The organism is Shewanella sp. DW31 (assembly GCF_015767295.1).
In the GTDB taxonomy this organism is placed as follows: domain Bacteria; phylum Pseudomonadota; class Gammaproteobacteria; order Enterobacterales; family Shewanellaceae; genus Shewanella; species Shewanella oncorhynchi.
In genome coordinates this window covers 64,560-85,943 of sequence record NZ_JADWMP020000009.1, presented here as the reverse complement: position 1 = coordinate 85,943, position 21,384 = coordinate 64,560, and the positions used below count along the sequence as shown (strand labels likewise).

At 46.7% G+C, this 21,384-nt stretch carries 16 protein-coding genes; 3 read left to right on the top strand and 13 right to left on the bottom strand.

Features of this window, described 5'->3' with window-relative positions; genetic code table 11:
• Positions 1-106 precede the first annotated feature (106 nt).
• Positions 107-2,233 (bottom strand): DNA topoisomerase III, encoded by a 2,127-nt coding sequence (locus GWI56_RS09765; RefSeq protein ID WP_198572784.1) that lies wholly within the window; start codon positions 2,231-2,233, stop codon positions 107-109.
• 166 nt (positions 2,234-2,399) lie between these two features.
• Between GWI56_RS09765 and GWI56_RS09760 the strand changes: the two genes are divergently transcribed.
• Positions 2,400-2,687 (top strand): hypothetical protein, encoded by a 288-nt coding sequence (locus tag GWI56_RS09760; protein WP_113940721.1) that lies wholly within the window; start codon positions 2,400-2,402, stop codon positions 2,685-2,687.
• Positions 2,688-2,954: 267 nt separating this feature from the next.
• Positions 2,955-4,433: an alanine/glycine:cation symporter family protein gene (locus GWI56_RS09755; RefSeq protein ID WP_105252099.1), complete on the top strand. Its 1,479-nt coding sequence runs from the start codon at positions 2,955-2,957 to the stop codon at positions 4,431-4,433.
• 126 nt (positions 4,434-4,559) lie between these two features.
• On the opposite strand, the gene purF is transcribed toward GWI56_RS09755, so the two are convergent.
• From purF to fabB, 9 genes are all read right to left on the bottom strand, one after another.
• The gene (gene purF / locus GWI56_RS09750) at positions 4,560-6,074 is read right to left on the bottom strand and encodes an amidophosphoribosyltransferase (RefSeq protein ID WP_028761029.1); all 1,515 of its coding nucleotides are present in this window, start codon (positions 6,072-6,074) and stop codon (positions 4,560-4,562) included.
• Positions 6,075-6,131: 57 nt separating this feature from the next.
• The gene (locus tag GWI56_RS09745; protein WP_028761030.1) at positions 6,132-6,620 is read right to left on the bottom strand and encodes a CvpA family protein; all 489 of its coding nucleotides are present in this window, start codon (positions 6,618-6,620) and stop codon (positions 6,132-6,134) included.
• A gap of 115 nt (positions 6,621-6,735) precedes the next feature.
• Positions 6,736-7,509 carry an SPOR domain-containing protein gene (locus GWI56_RS09740; RefSeq protein ID WP_198572783.1) on the bottom strand — a complete coding sequence of 258 codons (774 nt, stop codon included), beginning with the start codon at positions 7,507-7,509 and terminating at the stop codon, positions 6,736-6,738.
• Positions 7,502-8,773, bottom strand: coding sequence for a bifunctional tetrahydrofolate synthase/dihydrofolate synthase (gene folC / locus GWI56_RS09735; protein ID WP_198572782.1), 1,272 nt, complete (start codon positions 8,771-8,773; stop codon positions 7,502-7,504). Before folC ends, GWI56_RS09740 begins: the two co-directional genes overlap by 8 nt.
• Positions 8,774-8,817: 44 nt before the next feature.
• Positions 8,818-9,603 carry a tRNA pseudouridine(38-40) synthase TruA gene (truA, locus tag GWI56_RS09730; protein WP_028761033.1) on the bottom strand — a complete coding sequence of 262 codons (786 nt, stop codon included), beginning with the start codon at positions 9,601-9,603 and terminating at the stop codon, positions 8,818-8,820.
• A gap of 102 nt (positions 9,604-9,705) precedes the next feature.
• On the bottom strand, positions 9,706-13,137 hold the full coding sequence (locus GWI56_RS09725; protein ID WP_198572781.1) for a FimV/HubP family polar landmark protein: 3,432 nt from the start codon (positions 13,135-13,137) through the stop codon (positions 9,706-9,708).
• 177 nt (positions 13,138-13,314) lie between these two features.
• The gene (locus GWI56_RS09720; protein ID WP_198572780.1) at positions 13,315-14,331 is read right to left on the bottom strand and encodes an aspartate-semialdehyde dehydrogenase; all 1,017 of its coding nucleotides are present in this window, start codon (positions 14,329-14,331) and stop codon (positions 13,315-13,317) included.
• A 2-nt stretch (positions 14,332-14,333) separates the two neighbouring features.
• A complete protein-coding gene (locus GWI56_RS09715; protein ID WP_198572779.1) occupies positions 14,334-15,464 on the bottom strand; it encodes a 4-phosphoerythronate dehydrogenase in 1,131 nt (376 codons plus the stop codon).
• 160 nt (positions 15,465-15,624) lie between these two features.
• Positions 15,625-16,836 carry a beta-ketoacyl-ACP synthase I gene (gene fabB / locus GWI56_RS09710; RefSeq protein ID WP_198572778.1) on the bottom strand — a complete coding sequence of 404 codons (1,212 nt, stop codon included), beginning with the start codon at positions 16,834-16,836 and terminating at the stop codon, positions 15,625-15,627.
• Between the two features lie 138 nt (positions 16,837-16,974).
• Here fabB and mnmC point away from each other — a divergent pair, with 138 nt between their 5' ends.
• Entirely contained in the window at positions 16,975-19,017 is a 2,043-nt protein-coding gene (mnmC, locus tag GWI56_RS09705) for an FAD-dependent 5-carboxymethylaminomethyl-2-thiouridine(34) oxidoreductase MnmC (RefSeq protein WP_198572777.1), read from the top strand.
• Positions 19,018-19,113: 96 nt separating this feature from the next.
• On the opposite strand, the gene GWI56_RS09700 is transcribed toward mnmC, so the two are convergent.
• From GWI56_RS09700 to GWI56_RS09690, 3 genes are read right to left on the bottom strand one after another with little or no spacing between them, the layout of a single operon-like run.
• Positions 19,114-19,887 carry an RNA methyltransferase gene (locus tag GWI56_RS09700; RefSeq protein ID WP_198572776.1) on the bottom strand — a complete coding sequence of 258 codons (774 nt, stop codon included), beginning with the start codon at positions 19,885-19,887 and terminating at the stop codon, positions 19,114-19,116.
• Entirely contained in the window at positions 19,877-20,161 is a 285-nt protein-coding gene (locus GWI56_RS09695) for a YfcL family protein (RefSeq protein WP_011788898.1), read from the bottom strand. The genes GWI56_RS09700 and GWI56_RS09695 overlap by 11 nt, the downstream gene beginning before the upstream one ends.
• Positions 20,162-20,165: 4 nt before the next feature.
• Positions 20,166-21,344: an ATP-NAD kinase family protein gene (locus GWI56_RS09690; protein WP_198572775.1), complete on the bottom strand. Its 1,179-nt coding sequence runs from the start codon at positions 21,342-21,344 to the stop codon at positions 20,166-20,168.
• Between the last annotated feature and the right edge of the window lie 40 nt (positions 21,345-21,384).

The following is a 21,384-nucleotide window of genomic DNA, read 5'->3' as shown; positions in this document are numbered from 1 at the left end:
GCAATCTCGAAATATCGTGATTATCGGTTGTTAAATACCGTTAGATAAATTAAATGTCGTTATTACATCAAAAGACAATAACGACATATATGCAACAAGTGTGTCATTACACTGCTGTTGTAGATTTGCGGCTATTAGAAGCTGAACGACTGGTTGATCGAGTTACCGAACTTTTGGAACTGGTCTTTTGGGAAGCATATTTGTTGGAACCATCGTTTTTTGTTGTACCGATACCTTTCGCTGAACTTGATTTTTTAGAATACGACTTATGATAACCAGATTTATTACTTGCCGTTTTACGATAACCTTGGCCTTGTAAACCATTAAGCGCGGTTGGCAGTTGGGCGCCTGCATTCTGGATAAGCGTGGATAAGGTGCCGAGCAGTGGCTGCATAAAGGCTTGATAAGAGGTTTCTTTATGGCAAATGCCATTCAGACTCGCTTCCCAAAGCGCTGTCATATCCGGCGTAGTCGCACTCGCGGGCAAGCTGTTAATCAATCCTTTCCCCACGTCTGTCGAGACAATAGATTTACCTAAGCGTTGTAAAAAACCGCGTTTGAATAGCAATTCGATAATACCTGCACGGGTAGCCTCTGTACCTAATCCGTCGGTTTCTTTAAGAATTTTACGGATCTCAGGATCGGTCACATAACGGCTAATACCCGTCATAGCTCCGAGTAAAGTGGCATCGGTAAAGGCCTTTGGTGGCTGAGTATTTTTCTCCAACAATTCGCCTCGAGTACAATGCAAAGCCTGTCCCAATTTCAAAGGCGGTAATTGGCCGATAAACTCGTCATTCTCCTCATCGTCCTTACCTGCGCTTTCTTCCGTCGACTTGTTGCCACTCGCCTTACTGCCATTTGGCTCTTGGCGGGCAAAGAGTTGCTTCCAGCCGAGGGATTTATCCTGACGCGCCTTGGTATTAAATAAACCACCCTCGATTGTCACTTGCACTGTGGTTTCATTGTAACAATAAGCCGGATAAAACTGGGCTAAGTACTGGCGAGCAACATGAAGATATAACTGCCTCTCACGCTGACTCAAGCTAGATAAGTTAGCCGTCTTCTCTGTGGGGACGATTGCGTGATGGGCGTCCACTTTTTTATCATCCCATGCTTTAGATTTAAGACGGGGATCGGGTGCATCAGCACCTTGCAATAACTCAGCAGCACCGTCACTTATCGCCTTAAGTACCGAAGGCGCAAGGTTATGTTGCTCAACGGGTAAATAACGACTGTCGGAGCGTGGGTAAGTAATGAGTTTATGACGTTCATACAAACTTTGGCAGGTATCGAGCACATCCTTAGCACTCATACCAAACCGTTTGGCCGCATCAATCTGTAACGCGGATAAGCTGTAGGGCAATGGTGGATTCTGTTTCTTGTCCTTAGCCACTAATTGAGTGACTAAGGCGGGCTTATCACTGATGCGACTCACCACATTTTGCGCTAACCCTCTCACTAACACTCGTCCTTCTTCATCCATATAAGGCTGACAAGCTTCGCTAGGTTGCCACTTGGCGCTGAAAGTTTCTTGCTTCTCGGTCGCCAAATGCGCTAGTACTTCATAAAAAGGCTTAGATTGAAAGTGGGCAATCTCTTCATCACGGCGCACCACTAGCCCAAGCAATGGCGTTTGTACTCGGCCGACGGATAACACGCCTTGATAACCGACCTTTTTACCTTGGATGGTGTACGCACGCGTCATATTCATGCCATAGAGCCAATCGGCACGACTGCGGGCTAAGGCCGATGTGGATAAAGGAATAAACTCGCGATTACTGCGTAGCTGCGTTAGAGCCCGTTTTACAGCTTGTGGGTTTAAGTCACTGATCAGTAAACGCTGGGTTTGATGTAGCTTGTCCCCCGTCACGCCAAGATAGGCAATCACTTCATCCACGAGTAACTGCCCTTCGCGGTCGGGATCGCCCGCGTTAACCAGCGTGTTGGCTTGTTTGACTAATCGTTTTAGCACTGTGAGTTGGCTGCGGGTCGCAGCCTTAGGCTTTAGTTGCCACTTGTCTGGCACTATTGGCAAATGCTCGAATTTCCAAGACTTAAATTCGGGATTATAGGCATCAGGTTCTGCTTGCTCGAGCAAGTGACCAACGCACCAAGACACACAATCGCCATTGGCGGCTTCGATAAATCCATCGCCTTTTTTATGGGGTTTAGGCAATACATCGGCAATGGCCCGCCCTAGGCTAGGTTTTTCTGCGATATAGAGAATCATACAAACACCAAGCACTGGATATAATTACAGTACAATTTAGCCCAAACGCCAGTTGAGTGCAAATTTCTGTAGTAAACCGAGCTTAAATGTAAAAGCTTAAGTGTAAATTCAATTGCGAATGATTCTCAACAATGCATAAGATACACTAAATAACTAAGGAGTAACTATGAGACAGTTTGCAATAAATGCGCGACAGGCTATGACAATAACTCCAGCATTAATATTAAGATTCAATCAGTTATTGATATTCCATAGCTTAATGTTACTCGCAATAAGCATGCTCACCAGTACCTGGCTGGGACAAATGAAAATCATCGATATGCCGTTAGCATGGGGATTCATTCTCGTCATTCCTATTGCTGTGAGTGTATCTCTATTACTCAGCCACCAAATCACGCGCCATAGCTTAAGCAGCTTATTCGGCGTGTGGATGCTACTTTGGGTAATGGGATAACTGACATTCATAATAAATCACTACCGTATTTCGAGTTAACTCGCCCCTCCGCTCTATTTATCCATGCTAAAACTCAATTTCAAAACACATTGGTTTCAAATATTTAACACTTTAACTATGAAGCTCCCAAAAAAATAGTTATGTTGAGTATCTTGGATATTTACAAAAAATGTCTTAATCAAAAGTGAATGTCCTAACTCAACATCTGTTGAATAACCGTAAACCTAAAAACTCTGCTAAAACAACACAATAAAGGAATCGGAGTCTATGAATGAGATTGTCAACGCGATCAATAGTGTAATTTGGAGCCCTGCACTTATTTTTCTTTGCCTAGGTGTCGGGCTCTATTTCTCCCTTCGCACTCGATTTTTACAGCTGCGCCATCTGCCAGAAATGATCCGCCTGATGTTTGATGGTAAGAGTACTGATGCGGGAGTGTCGTCTTTTCAAGCACTCGCGATGACATTAGCGGGTCGAGTCGGTACAGGTAACATTGCAGGGGTTGCCACAGCAATCACCTTTGGTGGTCCTGGCGCTTTATTTTGGATGTGGATGGTTGCCTTTCTCGGTGCCAGCTCCGCCTTCGTTGAATCTACCTTAGGTCAAGTCTATAAAGAAAAAATCAATGGCGAGTATCGTGGTGGGCCTGCTTTTTATATTGAAAAAGGCTTAGGCATGAAATGGTATGCATGGGTATTTGCAATTGCGACCATATTTGCTTGCGGGATCCTGCTGCCAGGCGTACAAGCTAACTCGATAGGTTCAAGTTTAAAAACCGCTTTCAACATAGATCCTAATGTGACGGCAGCCATACTGGCCATGCTTCTTGGTTTTATCATTTTTGGCGGTGTAAAACGTATCGCTCACTTTGCCAGTGCCGTCGTCCCCTTTATGGCACTGGGTTACATCATAGTGGCTTGTGTCATCATAGCGCTAAATATTGGCCAGCTACCGGGTATTTTATGGTTAATTATCAAAAGTGCCTTTGGCTTTGATGCGGGTTTTGGTGCCATTTTAGGCTTAGCCATCATGTGGGGGGTAAAGCGGGGTATTTACTCCAACGAAGCGGGTCAAGGTACAGCGCCACATGCCTCATCTGCAGCGGCGGTAAGCCATCCAGCCAAACAAGGGTTAGTTCAAGCTTTTTCTGTGTATATCGACACCTTATTCGTTTGCTCTGCAACTGGTTTCATGCTGCTCATTACAGGACTGTATAATGTTCAGGGCCCAGACGGTGCGGCGCTCTATACAGGCATTGCCGGAGTCGCTGCAGGACCAGGCTACGTACAAACGGCAATGGAAAGTATGATGCCAGGATTTGGCAATATCTTTGTGGCTATCGCACTGTTCTTCTTCGCCTTTACGACCATAGTGGCTTATTACTACATTGCTGAGACCAACATTGCCTATATTAACCGTAAAGTAAATCATCCTTGGTTCATGGTCGTTCTCAAAGTCGTGATCATTGGCTCAACCGTATACGGCACAGTTAAAACGGCTGATATGGCTTGGGGAATGGGTGACATTGGTGTCGGACTCATGGCATGGCTCAATATTATTGCCATTATTCTATTGAGGAAAACCGCATTCACTTGCCTTAAAGATTATGAATCACAGCAAGCACTCGGCATAGAGCCACTTTTCGACCCGGTAAAACTGGGTATTAAAAATGCGGATTACTGGGTTGAACGTAAGCACGCTGAAGAAAATGTAATGACTGAAACAGCGCAACGCATAAATACGTAGACGTTACCACTATGATCCGTTAAGCAAATATAAGCCATTAAAAAGCCAGTGATTTCTCACTGGCTTTTTTGTATCGTTTAGAACAAAAAGGACACAAACTTTACGATACTAAATGACTCACAATCCTTATGGGTGACAGACGTTATGCAGCTCTAAGTTAGTGCCGATATCTTTATTTCGATCGGCTTTGGCATCGTCATTACGCAGTTGCGTCAAGTGATCTAAATACGCTTGGTCAACGTCGTTCGTGATGTAGTGACCATCAAATACGGACGTTTCGAAACGTTTAATCGCAGGATTCTCCATTCTTACCGCTTCAATTAAATCGGGCAAGTCTTGGAAAATAATGCCATCAGCACCAATTAACTTGGCGATTTCATCGGCATCACGACCGTGGGCAATAAGCTCATTCGACGTTGGCATGTCAATACCGTACACGTTCGGGAAACGAATTTCCGGTGCGGCAGAGGCAAAGTACACTTTCTTAGCACCTGCTTCACGGGCCATTTCGATGATTTGCTCTGAGGTCGTACCGCGAACGATAGAGTCGTCCACCAACAGGACATTTTTGCCTTTGAACTCAGTGTTAATGGCATTCAACTTACGACGCACTGACTTCTTACGCTCCTGTTGACCAGGCATGATGAAGGTACGGCCAATATAACGGTTTTTCACAAAACCTTGGCGGTACGGTAAATCCATGCAACGGGCAATTTCCAGCGCGATATCGCAAGAGGTTTCAGGAATAGGAATAACCACGTCGATATCGTGATCGTACCATTCCTTCTTAATCTTCTCGCCAAGCTTAGCGCCCATGTTGACGCGACTTGCATATACAGACACTTTGTCGATCGTCGAATCTGGACGGGCAAAATAGACGAATTCGAAGATACAAGGTGCATAGCTAGGCTCGGCTGCACATTGACGGGTATACAGCTGACCGTCAATTGAAACATAAATCGCTTCACCCGGTGCCACATCACGCATCACTTCAAAGCCAACGGCATCGAGTGCCACGCTTTCAGAAGCCACCATGTATTCAGTGCCAGTGGCGGTTTCGTGCTTACCTAATACTAAAGGACGAATACCAAATGGGTCACGGAACGCAACTAAGCCTTGACCAATAATCATGGCAACAACCGCATAGGCGCCACGAGCTTGTTGGTGTACGTTAGCGACCGCATCGAACACTTCTTCCGACGTCAGGGTTAAACTCGTGGTTTTTTGCAGTTCGTCGGCGAGCAGGTTTAACAAGACTTCAGAATCCGAAGTGGTGTTCACATGACGACGTTTTTTGATCAGCCCTTCGGCTAATTCGACTGTGTTGGTTAAGTTACCGTTATGGGCTAATGAGATCCCAAATGGCGAGTTAACATAGAAAGGCTGCGCTTCAGATGCGCTTGAACTGCCCGCAGTTGGATAACGCACATGGCCAATACCAGCATTACCTTGTAGGCGTTGCATATGTTTGACTTCAAAAACGTCTTTAACCAAACCATTGGCTTTACGTAGTCTGAAAGCACCACGATCAATGGTCACAATACCTGCCGCATCCTGACCTCTGTGCTGCAACACTGTCAGTGCATCATAAATGGTCTGATTAACCGATGATTGGCCAACTATTCCGACGATACCACACATGGGTAAGCTTCCTCATTGTAAGATGTTCTATCACTTAGGATTATTTTATTTTCTTTCTTATAGTTTGGGTACAAAGCTGGAGGTATTTTCCAAATAGTCAAAAAACCATTGAATAACAACGCCAAATTCGGGTACTAGCACAGAATCTTTCCACCATTGGGAGTTGGGAGAGCCTGTAAAAGCATCCATGAAAAACAACAAGGCGCTCACAATAAGCGCGCCTCGAATAGCACCGAAGCACAAGCCCAAAAGCCTGTCAGTGCCAGATAATCCGGTTTTGACAACAAGTTGTCCGAGAATATAGTTAACTAAGGCACCGAGTACCAAAGTGGTAATAAAGAGGATGGCAATAGAAACGCCATTACGCAGCATCTCATCGTTCATTTGTGTTAAGTGAACGGCAAGATCTTGGTAAAATTGGCTGGCAACAAAGAAAGCCGCAAACCATACCACTAAGGACATGGCTTCTTTGGCAAATCCACGGATCAGACTGATGAGAGTCGATAATCCGATGACGAATATGATAGCGTAATCAATCCAAACCATTGAGATGGCTTTCCGACATGGGCTTTAAGACGGCGCGATTCTACCAGAGACTGAAACGATTCTCACCCCTAGTGAGGTAAATAAATCATTTTCAGTCTCGTGTGTTGTATCACCATTAAGATTCTAAGGGATTAAAAGGAACAATCCAGCCCTTGAGACGTGTAAGGTTTTCCACCTCAACTTGTACTTTCTTCAGCTTTGCCTCAGACACATCGGGTCCGACAAACACTTTAGTTAATACGCCATCTTTAGGGTTTTCAGGAATAGTGTACGCTTTAAAACCACTCTTACGCAGCTGTGCAACCAAAGCTTTAACATTCGTTGCGTTGTTAAAACTGCCAAGCTGCAAGGTAAAGCCACTTTTCAAGCTGTCACGGCTGACCACTTTAACGGCATCCTCTTTGGCTGCACTGGCTTTGGGCGTTTCTGCTTTAGGCTTTTCAGCCTTAGCCACAGTAGTCGCTTTAGCGTCCGCTTTTTTAGCCGGCTCAGTTTTTACAGTGGCTTTAGGCGGCTCTTTTTTAGCTTCAGGTTTCGTTTCAGGCTTAGGCTCTGCTTTTTTAACATCAGGCTTAACGTCTTTCTTAACATCTTGCTTTGCGACTTCAATTACTGCCGCGGCGACAAACTTTTCATTGTCAGCATTAACTGGCATTTCGGCTAAGGCGACCTCAGTCCCATTCAGCGCGGCAGCATCCTCGGCCGACAAAACTTCAAACATATCATCGTCGGCTTTTTGCTGCTCAATCACGGTCGGGCGCAAAGGAATTTCGGAAAACTGCTCTTCTTGGCGATCTTTTTTGCCATCCAAAATATCCGGCAAAAAAATTACCCCAAGCGCAACCAGCACCACAGTGCCGACTAAACGATTATGAAACTGGCTAGACAAAACTGACTTCCTGCATAAATTGAGACTTAAAACCTGCCACAGTGTAAAAGGAGCCAAACACAATTACCACATCATCTGGGTTAATTTGCGCTTTTAATGCAGACCAAGCCTCAGATATGTCCTCAAACTCAAATGCAGCAGCCTCAGTGGCTAATGTTTTGCGTAACATGGCCGAACTCGCGCCACGCTCACCGTGCAGACTGACCAAATACCAAGTGTCGATCAGTGGGTTGATCACAGGCAACACACCTGCGATATCTTTATCCTTCAACATGCCGCAAAGGGCGAACACGCGCTTACCCACAACGATTGGCGCTAACTGTTGTACCAAAAACCGCGCCGCATGGGGATTATGGGCAACATCGAGTAACACTAACGGCTGCTCACTCACCCGCTCTAATCGACCCGTTAACCGAGCCGTGCTAATACCCTCAGCAATAATTGCAGGCGTGATATCCGGCCAGCCCTGTTCAATCACTGCCAATACAGTCGCCGCATTAGGTAATGGCAAAGTTGGTAACGCTAAATCGTGCAGTTTGAGCACTTGACCTTGAAAATCCCACAGATTGCCATGGGCTTGATAACTGAATTCGTTACCGACGCGATACAAGATGGCGCCAACCTCATTGGCGACATCATTGACAGTGTGTGGCAAGTTGGGTTCACCTACAATGGCAGGTTTACCACGGCGGAAAATGCCCGCCTTTTCACGGCCCACAAGCTCACGGGTATTACCGAGATAACTTTCATGGTCTAAATCGACCGACGTCAGTACGCTAATGTCGGCATCGATAATATTGGTAGCATCTAACCGTCCACCTAAACCGACTTCTAAGATAACCACATCAAGCTGAGCGGTTTTAAAGAGTATCAAGCCTGCGAGCGTAGCGTACTCAAAAAAGGTCAGAGAAATATCGCCGCGCGCGGCTTCAATTTGCTCAAATGCCGTAACAAAACCGCTATCACTGACATCGCTACCATTGATACGCACTCGCTCGTTGTACTTCAGCATGTGTGGCGAACTGTATACGCCCACCGTCAAACCCGATAGGCGCAGAATATTTTCGAGCATGGCGCAGGTGGTGCCTTTGCCGTTCGTCCCCGCCACTGTCACTATCTTGGTTGTACCTAAATCCAAAAGACCAAGGGTTTGCGCGACCTTAGAGACACGGGTTAACCCCATATCGATTTCGGTTGGATGTATAGATAGCAAATAATCCAACCACTGTTCCAATTCTGTATTTGACGCTGGTACTGTAAGCATGTCCGTATATCCTCGTATTCGATTATCTCTCAAATAAGATCTTTTCAATCCAACATGAATAATGGCCCAAGGGCGAGCTTAGGTAATTGATATTGTTCTGGATAAGTCACATCAACTAAATAGAGTCCATGGGGTTTAGCCGTTGCTGCGGCTTGGTTTCTGTCTTTTAACGCGAGCAAATCGCCCATCCAAGTCAGTGGCTGATTACCTAGACCGATTTCTAACAATGAACCGACAATATTGCGCACCATGTGATGCAAGAAAGCATTCGCAGCGATATCAACAATCACATACATACCTTGGCGCGTGACATTAACGCAATGTACATTACGAAACGGTGTTTTCGACTGACACTGGACAGCGCGAAAGCTGGTAAAATCCTGCTCACCCAAGAGTGCCTGTGCCGCTTGGTGCATTTTGTCAGCATCGATATTGCCGTGATAATGGCTTACACCATGGCGTAAAATCCCAGGGCGAAAAGTGTGATTATAAATCACATAGCGGTAGCGTCTGGCGGTCGCCGAAAAGCGCGCATGGAAGCTGTCGTCGACTTCTTTGACCCAACGTACGGCAATATTGTCGGGCAAATTAGCATTCACCCCTAAGGTCCATGCGCCTTCATTACGAATGGCATTGGTTTCAAAATGAACCACTTGGCCAGTGGCATGCACGCCCGCATCGGTACGGCCAGCGCAGAAGACGCCGATAGGCTCATTAGCCACTATCGATAACGCCCGTTCTAATTGCCCTTGTACTGAATCGACTTCGGCCTGACGTTGCCAGCCAAAATAACCATTACCGTCATATTCAATACCTAATGCAATCCGCATCCACTTATCCTCACAATTGATTTAGCGGCGCATTTTATCACAGCAGCCCATAAAAAAAACGGCGCTGAAGGCGCCGTTAGATTGAAACACTCTCAACCGGGATTAACTAATCTCTTTGAGCAAACGCCCAGCTTCATCTTGCTGGCGCTCGTTACCATCAATTTGCACTTCTTTGAGCAGGGCTTTCGCACTGTCGCTGTCGTCAATTTCGATATAAGCACGCGCTAAATCCAGCTTAGCGTTGACTGAGTTTTCTTCATCATCAACATCGATCATCGCGGCATCACCGATTAAGGCACCGACATCACTCATCTCAACGTCAACTTCCGAATACAAATCGGTATCAGCCCCCTCTTCATCGGCATCATTCAACAACTTGTCGATATCGATAAAACCGTTTTCATTTTGGAAACTGGTTAAATCATGGTCAGGAACAAACTTTTTCTGCGCTTTTCGCGACTCCTGGGCATCGAGTGCAGCCAAGGCTTCATCGACGGTAAGATTATGATCATCGACCAGAGAGAAACTGTCTTCCGACGTCAACACATCTTCATCGTCATAATCTGTATTGGCTGTAAAAGCGGCGAGCACGTTATCGTCACTTAAGTCTAGCCCTTGCTCAAGGTCCAAATCATCCGCGTCTTCTTTGATATCAAGTTTAAAATCTTCACTAAAATCAATATCATTACGCGTAGCCTTAATGGGCTTCTCTTGAGAAGCATAATCGAGCGCTGTGGCATCTTTGTTAGGCTCAACATCATTAGCCGTTACATCTGCTTGCGTTGCCGCAGGCTTAGCCTTAGGCGCAAAATCTAGCTCTGAGTCCCAATCGAGCACATGGGGATCTTTGCTCTTATTGGCTTTTAAATCATTAAAGAAAGAAGATTCTTTTTCTTTAATACTGGCCGCGGCTGCAGCAGCGGCCAAAGTGACTGCGGCCGTCGCTAATACATCAGCGTCGTTATCGTCACTCAATTCCTCGACTAATGTAAAAGTATCATCGGTGCCATCGATAGAGTGAGCCGCACCAATGCCTTTAAGTAAATTATCTTCGTCAACTGAATTGTCTTCTGAATCGAGCTGCGCCGTTTCCATATCGAAGTCGAATTCATCTTCATCGGCATCCAATTGCTCCGGCACATCAAACTCAGCTAAGAGTGCATCTAAATCATCATCACCTGATGCTTCACCTTTTATGTCTTCCGGTAACGAAGCTTCTAATTCTGCGGCGATTTCTGCACTGATATCATCATCTTCGGCATCGACTTTGAGTTCAGGCTCAGCATCAAAACTCGCCAGTAGTGAATCAATATCATCGGATTCTTCTACGCCTAATTCATTAAGTTCATCGTCTAACTCAGCGGCAATTTCAGCACGAATATCGGGCTCGACTTCAGGTTCAACCGCTGGCGTCAGTTTATCAAAATCCGCTAACAGAGCATCAATATCATCGGTATCTTCCACACCCAGCTCATCAAGCTCAGCGTCTAGCTCTGCGGCAATTTCAGCGCCGAGATCAGGTTCAACTTCAGGTTCTGCTGGTTTATCGAAATCGGCTAACAGGGCATCAATGTCGTCGGTATCTTCTACACCCAGTTCATTAAGCTCAGTGTCTAATTCAGCGGCAATTTCAGCGCCGAGATCAGGTTCAACTTCAGGTTCTACTGGTTTATCAAAATCGGCTAACAGGGCATCGATGTCATCGGTGTCTTCTACGCCCAGTTCATTAAGCTCCGCATCTAGTTCAGCAGCAATTTCAGCGCCAAGATCAGGCTCGACTTCAGGTTCAGCGGCTGGCGTTGGTTTATCGAAATCAGCCAATAAGGCATCGATATCATCAACGTCTTCTCCGCTAAGTTCATCATCTAGCTCATCACCGAGTTCTGCGGCTATGGCAGCACTGAGATCTTCATCATCAGACGCAACAACTTCTGGCGCTTGTGCAGTCTCAATATCTTCAGCAGGAACGCTAAACTCGGCAAGTAATGCATCAAGATCATCGTCATCCGCGATGGCTTCATCGGCAGGTTTGGTGTCTGCGACTTCAACATCATTCAGCTTAGAAGTAACATTATTACTGTCATCTTCTTGAGCTAAATCGCTCGCAAAGTTACGCTCTAATTCACTTAAATCCTCTTCGGCTTCGGTGCTGTCTTCAGAAGTGCTGTCGTCAGAACCTAGGCCAGCTAATAGTGCATCAAGATCGGCTTCCTCAAGAATATTGCCAGATTTGGGTTTCTCTTCAGGAATATCATCCTCCTGATCGCCCATAGCTTCTGCCCACAGGTCATCAAGAGATTGCCCTTCGTCTTCAACCTCAGGTTCGGCAGAGATCCCCGGATCGACAAACATTTCAGAAGCCATATCCATCTGATCGTGGGAGTCAGTCAAATCTTGCTCAGGTTGTAAATCGACACTGCCCATATCAAGAAGACTATCGATGGAGTCCGCATGGTCAGAATCTAAATGTACCGCCATATCGTCTAAATCGTCATCATCCATGTCCATGATGGCGGAACCCGCAATCCCAGCGGCACCGGCGGCCATAACCGCTTCTTGTGTCTGCATTTCACGACGTTCTTTATTGCGTTTACGGCGCAGGAACCAGAACACAGCAAGCAGTAAGAACAAGGCAGGGATCACAGCCGCGGCAATCAATAACACAGGACTATTAAGGATATTGCGCCACAAGTCATCGGGCTCAATAGGTGCCTCTGCCTCTACTTCAGCTTCAACAGCTGTCGTCTCTGGCACTTGCGCAGCTTCAACTTCGGCTTTCAAGGCTTGGTTTTGTAGTTTGCTGGCTTGAAGTGTTTCTTCCAGCACAGCAATCCGTTGATTTAATTCTTCAACTTTAACTTTTAGCGCTTCAACATCTGAAGTGCGCACTGAGAGTTGATCTTGCGTGCGGGCTAATTCATCGGTTAATGACAGATTTTTGCTTTCTGCAGCTTCTAACCGCGCCGTCACATCTGAACTCAGCATCTTGGGCTTTTCTGGAACAGGTGTTTCAACAACCGCTTTAGGTGGTGTCACTTTCGTTTCAACAATCACCGCAGGAGCCGTGACTGGCGCTTTCGCTGTCGTCACCTTAGCTGGCGGTTTAGACGTTGCTTTCGCCGGAGCACGAGATTGTCTATCACTTTGCTCTGCTCTGGCTATCGCCATACGATTGGGGATCGACAGCATGACTTCTTTAGACGGAATGAGCAGGATCATACCGCGTTCTAAACTGTTATAACTGGCAGAGTTAAACGCATGAGGGTTAGCATCGTATAAGGCGGCCATCACCTGATAGACGCTAACACTGGCATCAGGACGGACTTTTTGCGCTATGCTCCAAAAAGTGTCTTTCGATGTCGTTGGACCATATTGATGGTTAACTTGACGGATCTGTCCGTCTGGCCCCATGATTTTTAAGGGTTTTAATCTTGGTGTATCTGCAGCAACGGCGGGATCAATAAAATAAGCGGTAGAAGAAACAGCTAAAACAGTGGCCATTAGACCCACAAGATACGAAGTGCGAAATTTCATCAATCCTTCCCTTTGAAGCGCTATAAAGTTATCTCACTGATAACAGGCTTTAGGCAATTGTATTTATTGAGATTACTATAAACCAGAAATCCCCGCCCTGCTACTGTTCACAATTGTAAAACAAAAAAAGCCTGCTGACAGCAGGCTTTTCAATGGGCATCAAATGCAATCTAATGCTTAGTAATAATCTCTCACTAAGATCTCGGCAATTTGCACACTGTTCAAGGCTGCGCCTTTACGAATATTGTCTGACACGACCCACAAGTTAATCCCGTGAGAATGAGAAATATCCTTACGAATGCGACCCACATAAACCGGATCGGTTCCTGCGGCATCTGTCACAGCAGTTGGATAATCATCATCGGATTCAAACAATACCACTCCTTCGGCATTACGCAGTAAAGCTTTAACGTCTTCGGCATCAACAGGCTGACGAGTTTCGATATTAATGGCTTCCGAGTGACCATAAAACACAGGCACACGTACAGCAGTCGCATTCACTAAAATCTCATCGTCACCGAAAATCTTCTGGGTTTCCCAGACCATTTTCATTTCTTCTTTGGTATAGCCGTTATCCATAAATTTATCGATTTGTGGCAATACGTTAAAAGCAATTTGTTTTGGATAGACTTCAGCGTCAGCAGGTAAACCTTGCAGTAATTTAGTGCACTGATGCGCTAATTCTTCAATGGCTTTTTTACCTGTGCCCGATACTGACTGGTACGTTGCCACATTAATGCGGCTGATACCATAGGCATCATAAATAGGCTTAAGTGCCACCAGCATTTGAATGGTTGAGCAATTTGGGTTAGCAATGATATTGCGATTGCGGAAATCAGCGATAGCATGCGGATTCACTTCAGGTACAACCAAAGGAATATCGATGTCGTATCTAAAGTGAGAGGTGTTATCAATCACAACACAGCCTGCTTCAGCGGCAATCGGTGCCCATTTGGCGGAAACATCACCTCCTGCAGAGAAGAAACCAATTTGAGCTTGGGTCCAATCGAAGGTTTCTACGTCGAGAATGGTAATTTGTTTGCCATGAAAGTTGACCGTTTCACCGGCGCTGCGGCTACTGGCTAAAGGATACAAATTGGCAACCGGGAAATTACGCTCTTCGAGGATCTCTATCATAGTTTGACCCACTGCGCCCGATGCACCTAAAACGACAACATTAAATTCCTGTGACATAGCTACTGACCGACTCCTGAAAAACCTAAATTGGACAACCAATCTACCTCAGATTGACCGTCATAAGCCAGCGCCAATGCACTAAATTCGCGTCTATGTTGGTGATTTTTTCTCATAGTGTCGAAGCCATTCTCATTTAAGAATGTATTTCTGAACATCTTGTCATCATCGCGCAAATCATAGACAAAACGCGCGAGCTGTAATAACGCTTTTTCATTCGGCGCTGTCGCAAGTTCGACCGCCTTAATGTTAAAGCTTGGCAAGAGATCCAGCAGACTTTTATCGGCAGCAATATTAAGTAACTGACACAGCTTTTGATAGAGCATAAAAGTGCCGCGCGCCTTACCTTCTAAGCTGTAACCTGCAATATGCGGGGTGGCAAATTCAGCCAGTGGCACCAGTTCAGGCATCGGTGTTGGCTCGCCTTCCCACACATCGAGCACTAATTTAAGATCATCACGCTGCCGTTTAACTCTGATAAGTGCTTTGTTATCTATCACATCGCCACGACAGCAATTAACTAACCAAGTATTGGGTTTGAGCGCCTTTAAGCGCGCCTCATCGAATAAATGTTTGGTTTTATGCTCGCCCGTTCGCGTGATGGGCACATGTAAACTGATGATATCGGCCTGCGCCATGATGGTCTCTAAACTCACAAAACTGCGTGGATCGCCCTCTGCAGCTTTAATGGGATCGTTAAGCAACACGTTAATACCGTAGGCTTGCAAGCATTTAGCTGTTGCAGTACCGGTATTGCCCGCGCCCACTATGCCGACGACCTTGCCCTTAAGCGGCGAATTAAAGCGCTGCGCCAACTCCAGCATAGCGATAAAAGCAAACTCCCCAACCGCAGTCGCATTGCAACCTGGCGCATTAGAGAAGGGGATATTACGCTCGGCAAGGTAGGCTAAATCCACATGATCTGTGCCTATAGTGGCACTGCCGACAAACTTCAGTTGATGATTGTCCGAGAGCAACTCGGCATTCACTTTGGTGACTGAGCGCACTAATAACACATCGGCATCGCGCACTTGCACTGCGGTTAACGTGCGGCCATTAACAGGAATAATTTCCCCGAGATCGCCAAATAGCGGTTCAACATAGGGCATATTTTCATCGACTAAAATCTTCATGGGCACCTGATCTAAAAAAAGTGGGAATGGAAGGCATCAAGATGCTCGGTATTCTAACAAGACTAATGGGATAAATCCTTGTCGATGCAACAGGTTTACAAAAAACGCCCATAAAAAAGGGAAGCATAAGCTTCCCTTCTATCGCGTTTGATAAACAAACTTATTTGAATTTACGCATCACTAGCGTGGCGTTTGTACCGCCAAAACCAAAGCTGTTACTCATGACTGTATTCAGCTCAGCATCGCGATATTCACGCACGATAGGCATATCTTTCGCCGCTTCGTCCAGACTTTCGATATTGATGCTTGGGGCAATAAAGCTGTTTTCCATCATGATTAAGCTGTAAATCGCTTCATGTACGCCTGCGGCGCCTAATGCATGACCTGTCATAGACTTAGTCGATGCAATCGGTGGGCACTTGTCTTTGAAAACTTCACGTAGCGCTTCTAATTCACGCACGTCGCCCACTGGCGTTGAAGTGCCGTGAGTATTGATGTAATCGATTGGAGTATCGACATCCATCATCGCCATTTGCATACAACGCACAGCGCCTTCACCCGATGGCGCCACCATGTCATAACCGTCTGAAGACGCACCATAACCAATCACTTCAGCGTAAATTTTTGCGCCGCGAGCCAGAGCATGCTCTAACTCTTCAACCACTAAAATACCGCCGCCGCCAGAAATCACAAAACCATCACGGTCTGCATCATAGGTACGAGAGGCTTTTTCGGGTGTGGCATTGTACTTAGTTGACAGTGCGCCCATAGCGTCGAAGCCCATGGTCAGTGTCCAATCCACTTCTTCAGCACCACCGGCAAACACCATGTCTTGCTTACCCATTTGGATAAGTTCAACGGCGTGACCAATACAGTGGGCGCTGGTTGCACAGGCTGAACTGATAGAATAATTCATGCCTTTAATTTTAAATGGCGTGGCTAAACAAGCGCTGGCCGTGCTCGACATGATGCGAGGCACAATATACGGACCTACGCGTTTAACGCCTTTTTCACGCAATGTATCGGCAGATTGTACTTGGTTAGACGATGATGCGCCGCCTGTACCCACAATCAGCCCTACGCGCGGATCTGAATACTGCTCTTCAGTTAAATTGGCATCGGCAACCGCTTCTTGCATAGCAATGTAGGCATAAGCTGCCGCATCACCCATAAAACGCAATGCCTTACGATCGATATGCTCAGCAGGGTTTAACTTGATGTCACCCCATACGTGGCTACGTAACTGCATCTCTTCAAACTGAGCTGAATGCGTAATACCACTGCGGCCCGCTTTCAGTGACTCGGTCACTTCTTGCTTGTTATTACCGATACTTGAAACAACACCCATTCCGGTGATCACGACTCTTTTCATTTTATTGCTATCCATTGTGTACATGTCAGTACCTACTTTTCGCTGAGCCAATAGTATCTGTTTTGACTCAATTAAGTGGTCAGCTTTCCATAAAGGCGAGTAAAATAATGCCAATTATGAGACCGAGAGTAAATTTCTTTGACTGCAGAGCCCAATAAACCTTGCCAAATTAAGCGCGATTACCCGCAATTAATCAACCTTTATCCCGCAACCGCTCACACTGATGCACACTATCTCAGCAAATTGAGCATTTATCAGCAGCGGGTATTTGAGGCTCATTCACAGCAAAAACTCTTAGTATTAGGCCAAATGGGTTTAGGTAACGGGCTTGAACTCTTATCTTGGTGGCGCACTCAGGCGAACCCTAACCAACGTTTACTCCTTAACGTATTCGAACCCAATCCGATTAATGCGTACGAACTTAAATTACTTTGGGATCAATCCGCCTGTTTAGCCAAAGAGCCTGAGCTTGAGCCATTTGCCCAACGCTTACTTCATACAGAGCCGACGGCTATTATAGGTTGTCAGAGATTAATTTTTGATGACGGTCGTACCACAATCGACCTGCACTTTGGTGATATTCAATCCCAGCTCAGTTCGCTCATCCATTCTCCGCTTCACCCCGTTCAGCACTGGCTGGTATTGCCCCATCTACAAAATGGGTTAAATCAGCAGATCCATTGGCAGATGGCAAAACTCAGTGACGATGGCGCCACTGTTGCAACTATTGGATTAAACGAATCAAGCGGACTAAGCGAAACACCTGCGAGCCGTTTCCAAGCCTGCGGCTTTGAGGTGAGGGATTTTACCTGCGCTGAAATACAAACAAACCATCAGCCTGATGCCATTTTGTTACACGAGCGCCACGTCTTACGCCAGCAAGATGCTAAAGCCTATGCCTTTAATCCTATGGCTGCAATCTTATCCTCGGACGCGCCCAGCTCGATTGCCATCATAGGCGGCGGGTTAGCCTCGGCGCATTTGGCGCTGTCTTTGGCGGAACGAGGCCAATGTACGCAGCTCTTTTGTAAAGATGCCAAGCTTGGCCAAGGCGCCTCGGGCAACCGCCAAGGGGCGATTTATCCGCTGCTGACACCGGAAAATGATGAATTAAGCCGCTTCTTCCAGCAAGCATTTTTATTTAGTCGACGTAGAGTACAAGCGCTGACATCTGTCCCCGCCCCAAATCAAGCGCCGATTTCCCATGATTTTTGCGGGGTATTGCAAACTGCCCACGATGAACGCAGCCAATTACGACTCGATAAAATTATTCAAAGCCAGAACTGGCCAAGTGAAATTGCCTATCGAGTCGATGCGCAGCAGGCTAATTCTCTTGCGAACATTAATATTGACAAATCAGGCTTTTTCTATCCGCTGGCTGGCTGGGTTTGTCCCTACGAATATGCCGAAGCCGCAATACAAAAAGCGCAGCAGCTTTCTGAGGTCAAACTCCATTTGGAGACTGAGATCCTTGAAATTGAGCATCAAAGTGAAGGTTGGTATTTAATCACCGCTAAGCATCGCTTTGGCCCCTTTGCGCAAGTTGTGCTCGCCAATGGCGCAGCGCTCACGCAATTTGATGCCAGCAACAAATTACAAATTAGCCCTTTTCGCGGCCAAGTCAGCCATGTGCCCGCTCAATTTCAATTGAGTCAGCTCGCGACTGTGCTGTGCGCCAACGGTTATTTAACCCCGAGTCACGAAGGACTCCACTGCCTTGGCGCGAGTTACGTTAAAGAACCTAAGCATCTAGATTTTTGCCCGCAGGAGCAACAAGAAAACCTCGCCAAAATGCACGAGAGTTATCCCAATCAGCCTTGGCTTGAAGATATCGACATGAGTGGCAACAATGCCCGTGTTGGCGTGCGTATGGTGACGCGGGATCATTTCCCTATGATGGGCTGCGCGCCCGATGTGGCGCAAATTATTAAGGATTATGCAGAGCATCAACTCACGAAAGAGAGTCGTCACTACTGGCAAACCACGCCAGCGCCGGTGCATCAAGGGCTGTATATTCTCGGTGGGTTAGGCTCACGGGGGTTAAGTTCTGGGCCATTGGCCGCCGAATGTCTCGCGGCGCAGCTTTGCGGCGAGCCAATACCACTCGATAAAGCTACTCTGTGTAAACTCAACCCTAATCGTATGTGGCTGCGAAAATTGCTCAAGGGCAAAGCGCTCTAGGCAATCAATCGCTAGAAAAATAACGTTTTTGAGCGCTATAAAAAAGGGATTAAGCCATGGCTTAATCCCTTTTTAAAAATGTTATTTTTAAACCAATTAAGCTGCTGTGATGGCTATCGCGTTATCAATGCTGCTAGGTTCAAGGCTGCTAGACCCGACACTACTGGATTCAACATGTCGAGGTTTTCGCGGCGCTCTGGGCCCTTTCACCCGAGTACGATTGTTGTTATCACGACTCTGACGGATGAGCGCATCGCCGCTTAAGTTCGAAGGTAGACCAGATACTAGGCTCGATGTCAGGCTTGCAGCCTCACGGTGGGATTTAGCCAATCTGTCGTATAGCAACACATTGACCGAAGCCGCAAGATTCATACACCCGACCGTAGGCACATACACTACGGCATCGGCTTTATCGATAATCTCTTGGCCAATGGTGCCATCTTCAGGACCAAACACATAAAAGGCTTTCGCGGGATGAACAAAATCCGGCAGCGGCGTCGCGCCCACCACCAAATCGACACAGATAAGCTGAGTGTCCGCCGGAACCGCGGCTAACAATGAAGTGACGCCAGTGAGCGGAATGCGCTCGCCAGCATCTTTAGTATCGACATGGTATTGCACTGCACCCGAACGCGCGGCTAACTCGTAGCGCCTGCCAGTGTAAAATACGCCATCGACGCCATAACAACCCGATGCGCGCATAATGCCACCGACGTTAACGGGCGTTTTAGGATTCACTAAACCGATAAATACCGCGCTAGCATCGAGCGTTTGCTCACAGGCTAATTCAGCACTCGGCATTTCTACACTCGTTACTTCGGTATTAGTCACGTGCTCGTTGTCAGTCATCGGCTGGGAGCTAGGCAACATCCAATTCGCCTATAATCTTTGCCTGCAGCTGTGCCCATGCCTGTTCAACCAAGGCATAATCGGCATCGTTTAATTCTTGGCGCGCGAGTGCTAGACAGTCGGTCATTTTTAGCATTAAAGCATCAAGATCCGTTTCACCCTGCGCTTCCAATTGGGACAACACTACGGCCACATGGCCCTGTAAGTAGCCACAAGCAAACAAAGCATCGTCATCACCATGGCTAACAACGCTGGCGATCCACTGTTCTAATGCGTCTTCGTAATGCTCTAACATGGGTCTAACTCTCCATTAATACTGGATTGGCCGACACATCTGCTGCGACCAATAAATCTGGATTGGCCACCTGATACATGACGTAATCATGGTAGCCCGTCGTCACTTTATAATAGCCGCCAAGCTCGCTATCTAATTTAGGGTCGCCACTATCCACAATTAGTGGTCGTCCATCAAGTGCTTTTAGCTTAGTTTTTGTGGCAAGGATAATAATATTGTCTTTTCCGATGCGCCGAATGAGCTCGGGCGACAATTGTTGATTACCGCGCCCTAAGATATGGCCTTGACCGCCAATCAGAGTGATCACCAACTTAGTCGGCTTATCTTGGGTCAGTTCGAGTAATTTGTTCGCGGTTAAGTCACTGCCGACTAAACTTTTATTTTGAATAAGATCAACACCGAGCAGGGTATTATCGAGGCCTAACTCTTCCATCACAAAGGCAACCGTACTGCCAGAGCCCATGATGTACAGTTCATCTTCCATTTGATTGATCACATCGGCGGCGATATCGGCCAGCACGAGTTCATCGACTTCCTTGCCGCCCATCTTCACCGCTTGCACATAACGCGGCTCGGCGGGCACTAAGAGCTCACCAAAGCGTTTAGCGCGCACTGTGCCTTGGCGAAAAGCCACTTCATCAATATCCATTACATCGGCGGACATCAAACTGACAAGTTCGCCATCGAGTAACATCTTGACCACCATGCCAGACGCATGGGGCGTAATGCCGTAAACGCCGGAATGAATTTTCACCCCAGCAGGCACACCGAGCACAGGGAGTTTGTCGTCGATAGTGGCTTGTTCAAATACGGAGTAAACATCGCGGGCCGTGCCATCGCCACCGGCAAAAAGGAGTAAATCCAGCGGTTCATCCAGCAGCGCACGCACAACGGCCTGCGTATCCAGTGCCTGAGTTTTATCCGGAGTTTGATACACCACTCGCGTGGTAAAACCGAGTGTTTTAGCGGCGTCTTCACCCATGATGCCTGAAGCAGTAATGACTTCAATGTCATCACTATAATCACGGATAACCTCGAGGGCCTGCATCATACGCAAGGCGGCTTTGGGTTCAGCGCCTAAGGCGATCGCCTCTTCGGCAACGCCATCGCTGCCCTTAAGGCCAACACTGCCACCTAAGCCAGCTAATGGATTGATAACTAACCCTAAACGAAACCGAATCACCCTTTACCTCACTTAACGCAATCTTTTGATTTTTTTATAC

Bases quoted from the DNA above. Each gene is read 5' to 3' on its own strand.
- GWI56_RS09765 (WP_198572784.1), bottom strand. From the start codon at position 2,233: ATGATTCTCTATATCGCAGAAAAACCTAGCCTAGGGCGGGCCATTGCC.
- GWI56_RS09760 (WP_113940721.1), top strand. From the start codon at position 2,400: ATGAGACAGTTTGCAATAAATGCGCGACAGGCTATGACAATAACTCCA.
- GWI56_RS09755 (WP_105252099.1), top strand. From the start codon at position 2,955: ATGAATGAGATTGTCAACGCGATCAATAGTGTAATTTGGAGCCCTGCA.
- purF (WP_028761029.1), bottom strand. From the start codon at position 6,074: ATGTGTGGTATCGTCGGAATAGTTGGCCAATCATCGGTTAATCAGACC.
- GWI56_RS09745 (WP_028761030.1), bottom strand. From the start codon at position 6,620: ATGGTTTGGATTGATTACGCTATCATATTCGTCATCGGATTATCGACT.
- folC (WP_198572782.1), bottom strand. From the start codon at position 8,773: ATGCTTACAGTACCAGCGTCAAATACAGAATTGGAACAGTGGTTGGAT.
- truA (WP_028761033.1), bottom strand. From the start codon at position 9,603: ATGCGGATTGCATTAGGTATTGAATATGACGGTAATGGTTATTTTGGC.
- GWI56_RS09725 (WP_198572781.1), bottom strand. From the start codon at position 13,137: ATGAAATTTCGCACTTCGTATCTTGTGGGTCTAATGGCCACTGTTTTA.
- GWI56_RS09720 (WP_198572780.1), bottom strand. From the start codon at position 14,331: ATGTCACAGGAATTTAATGTTGTCGTTTTAGGTGCATCGGGCGCAGTG.
- GWI56_RS09715 (WP_198572779.1), bottom strand. From the start codon at position 15,464: ATGAAGATTTTAGTCGATGAAAATATGCCCTATGTTGAACCGCTATTT.
- fabB (WP_198572778.1), bottom strand. From the start codon at position 16,836: ATGAAAAGAGTCGTGATCACCGGAATGGGTGTTGTTTCAAGTATCGGT.
- GWI56_RS09700 (WP_198572776.1), bottom strand. From the start codon at position 19,887: ATGTTGCCTAGCTCCCAGCCGATGACTGACAACGAGCACGTGACTAAT.
- GWI56_RS09695 (WP_011788898.1), bottom strand. From the start codon at position 20,161: ATGTTAGAGCATTACGAAGACGCATTAGAACAGTGGATCGCCAGCGTT.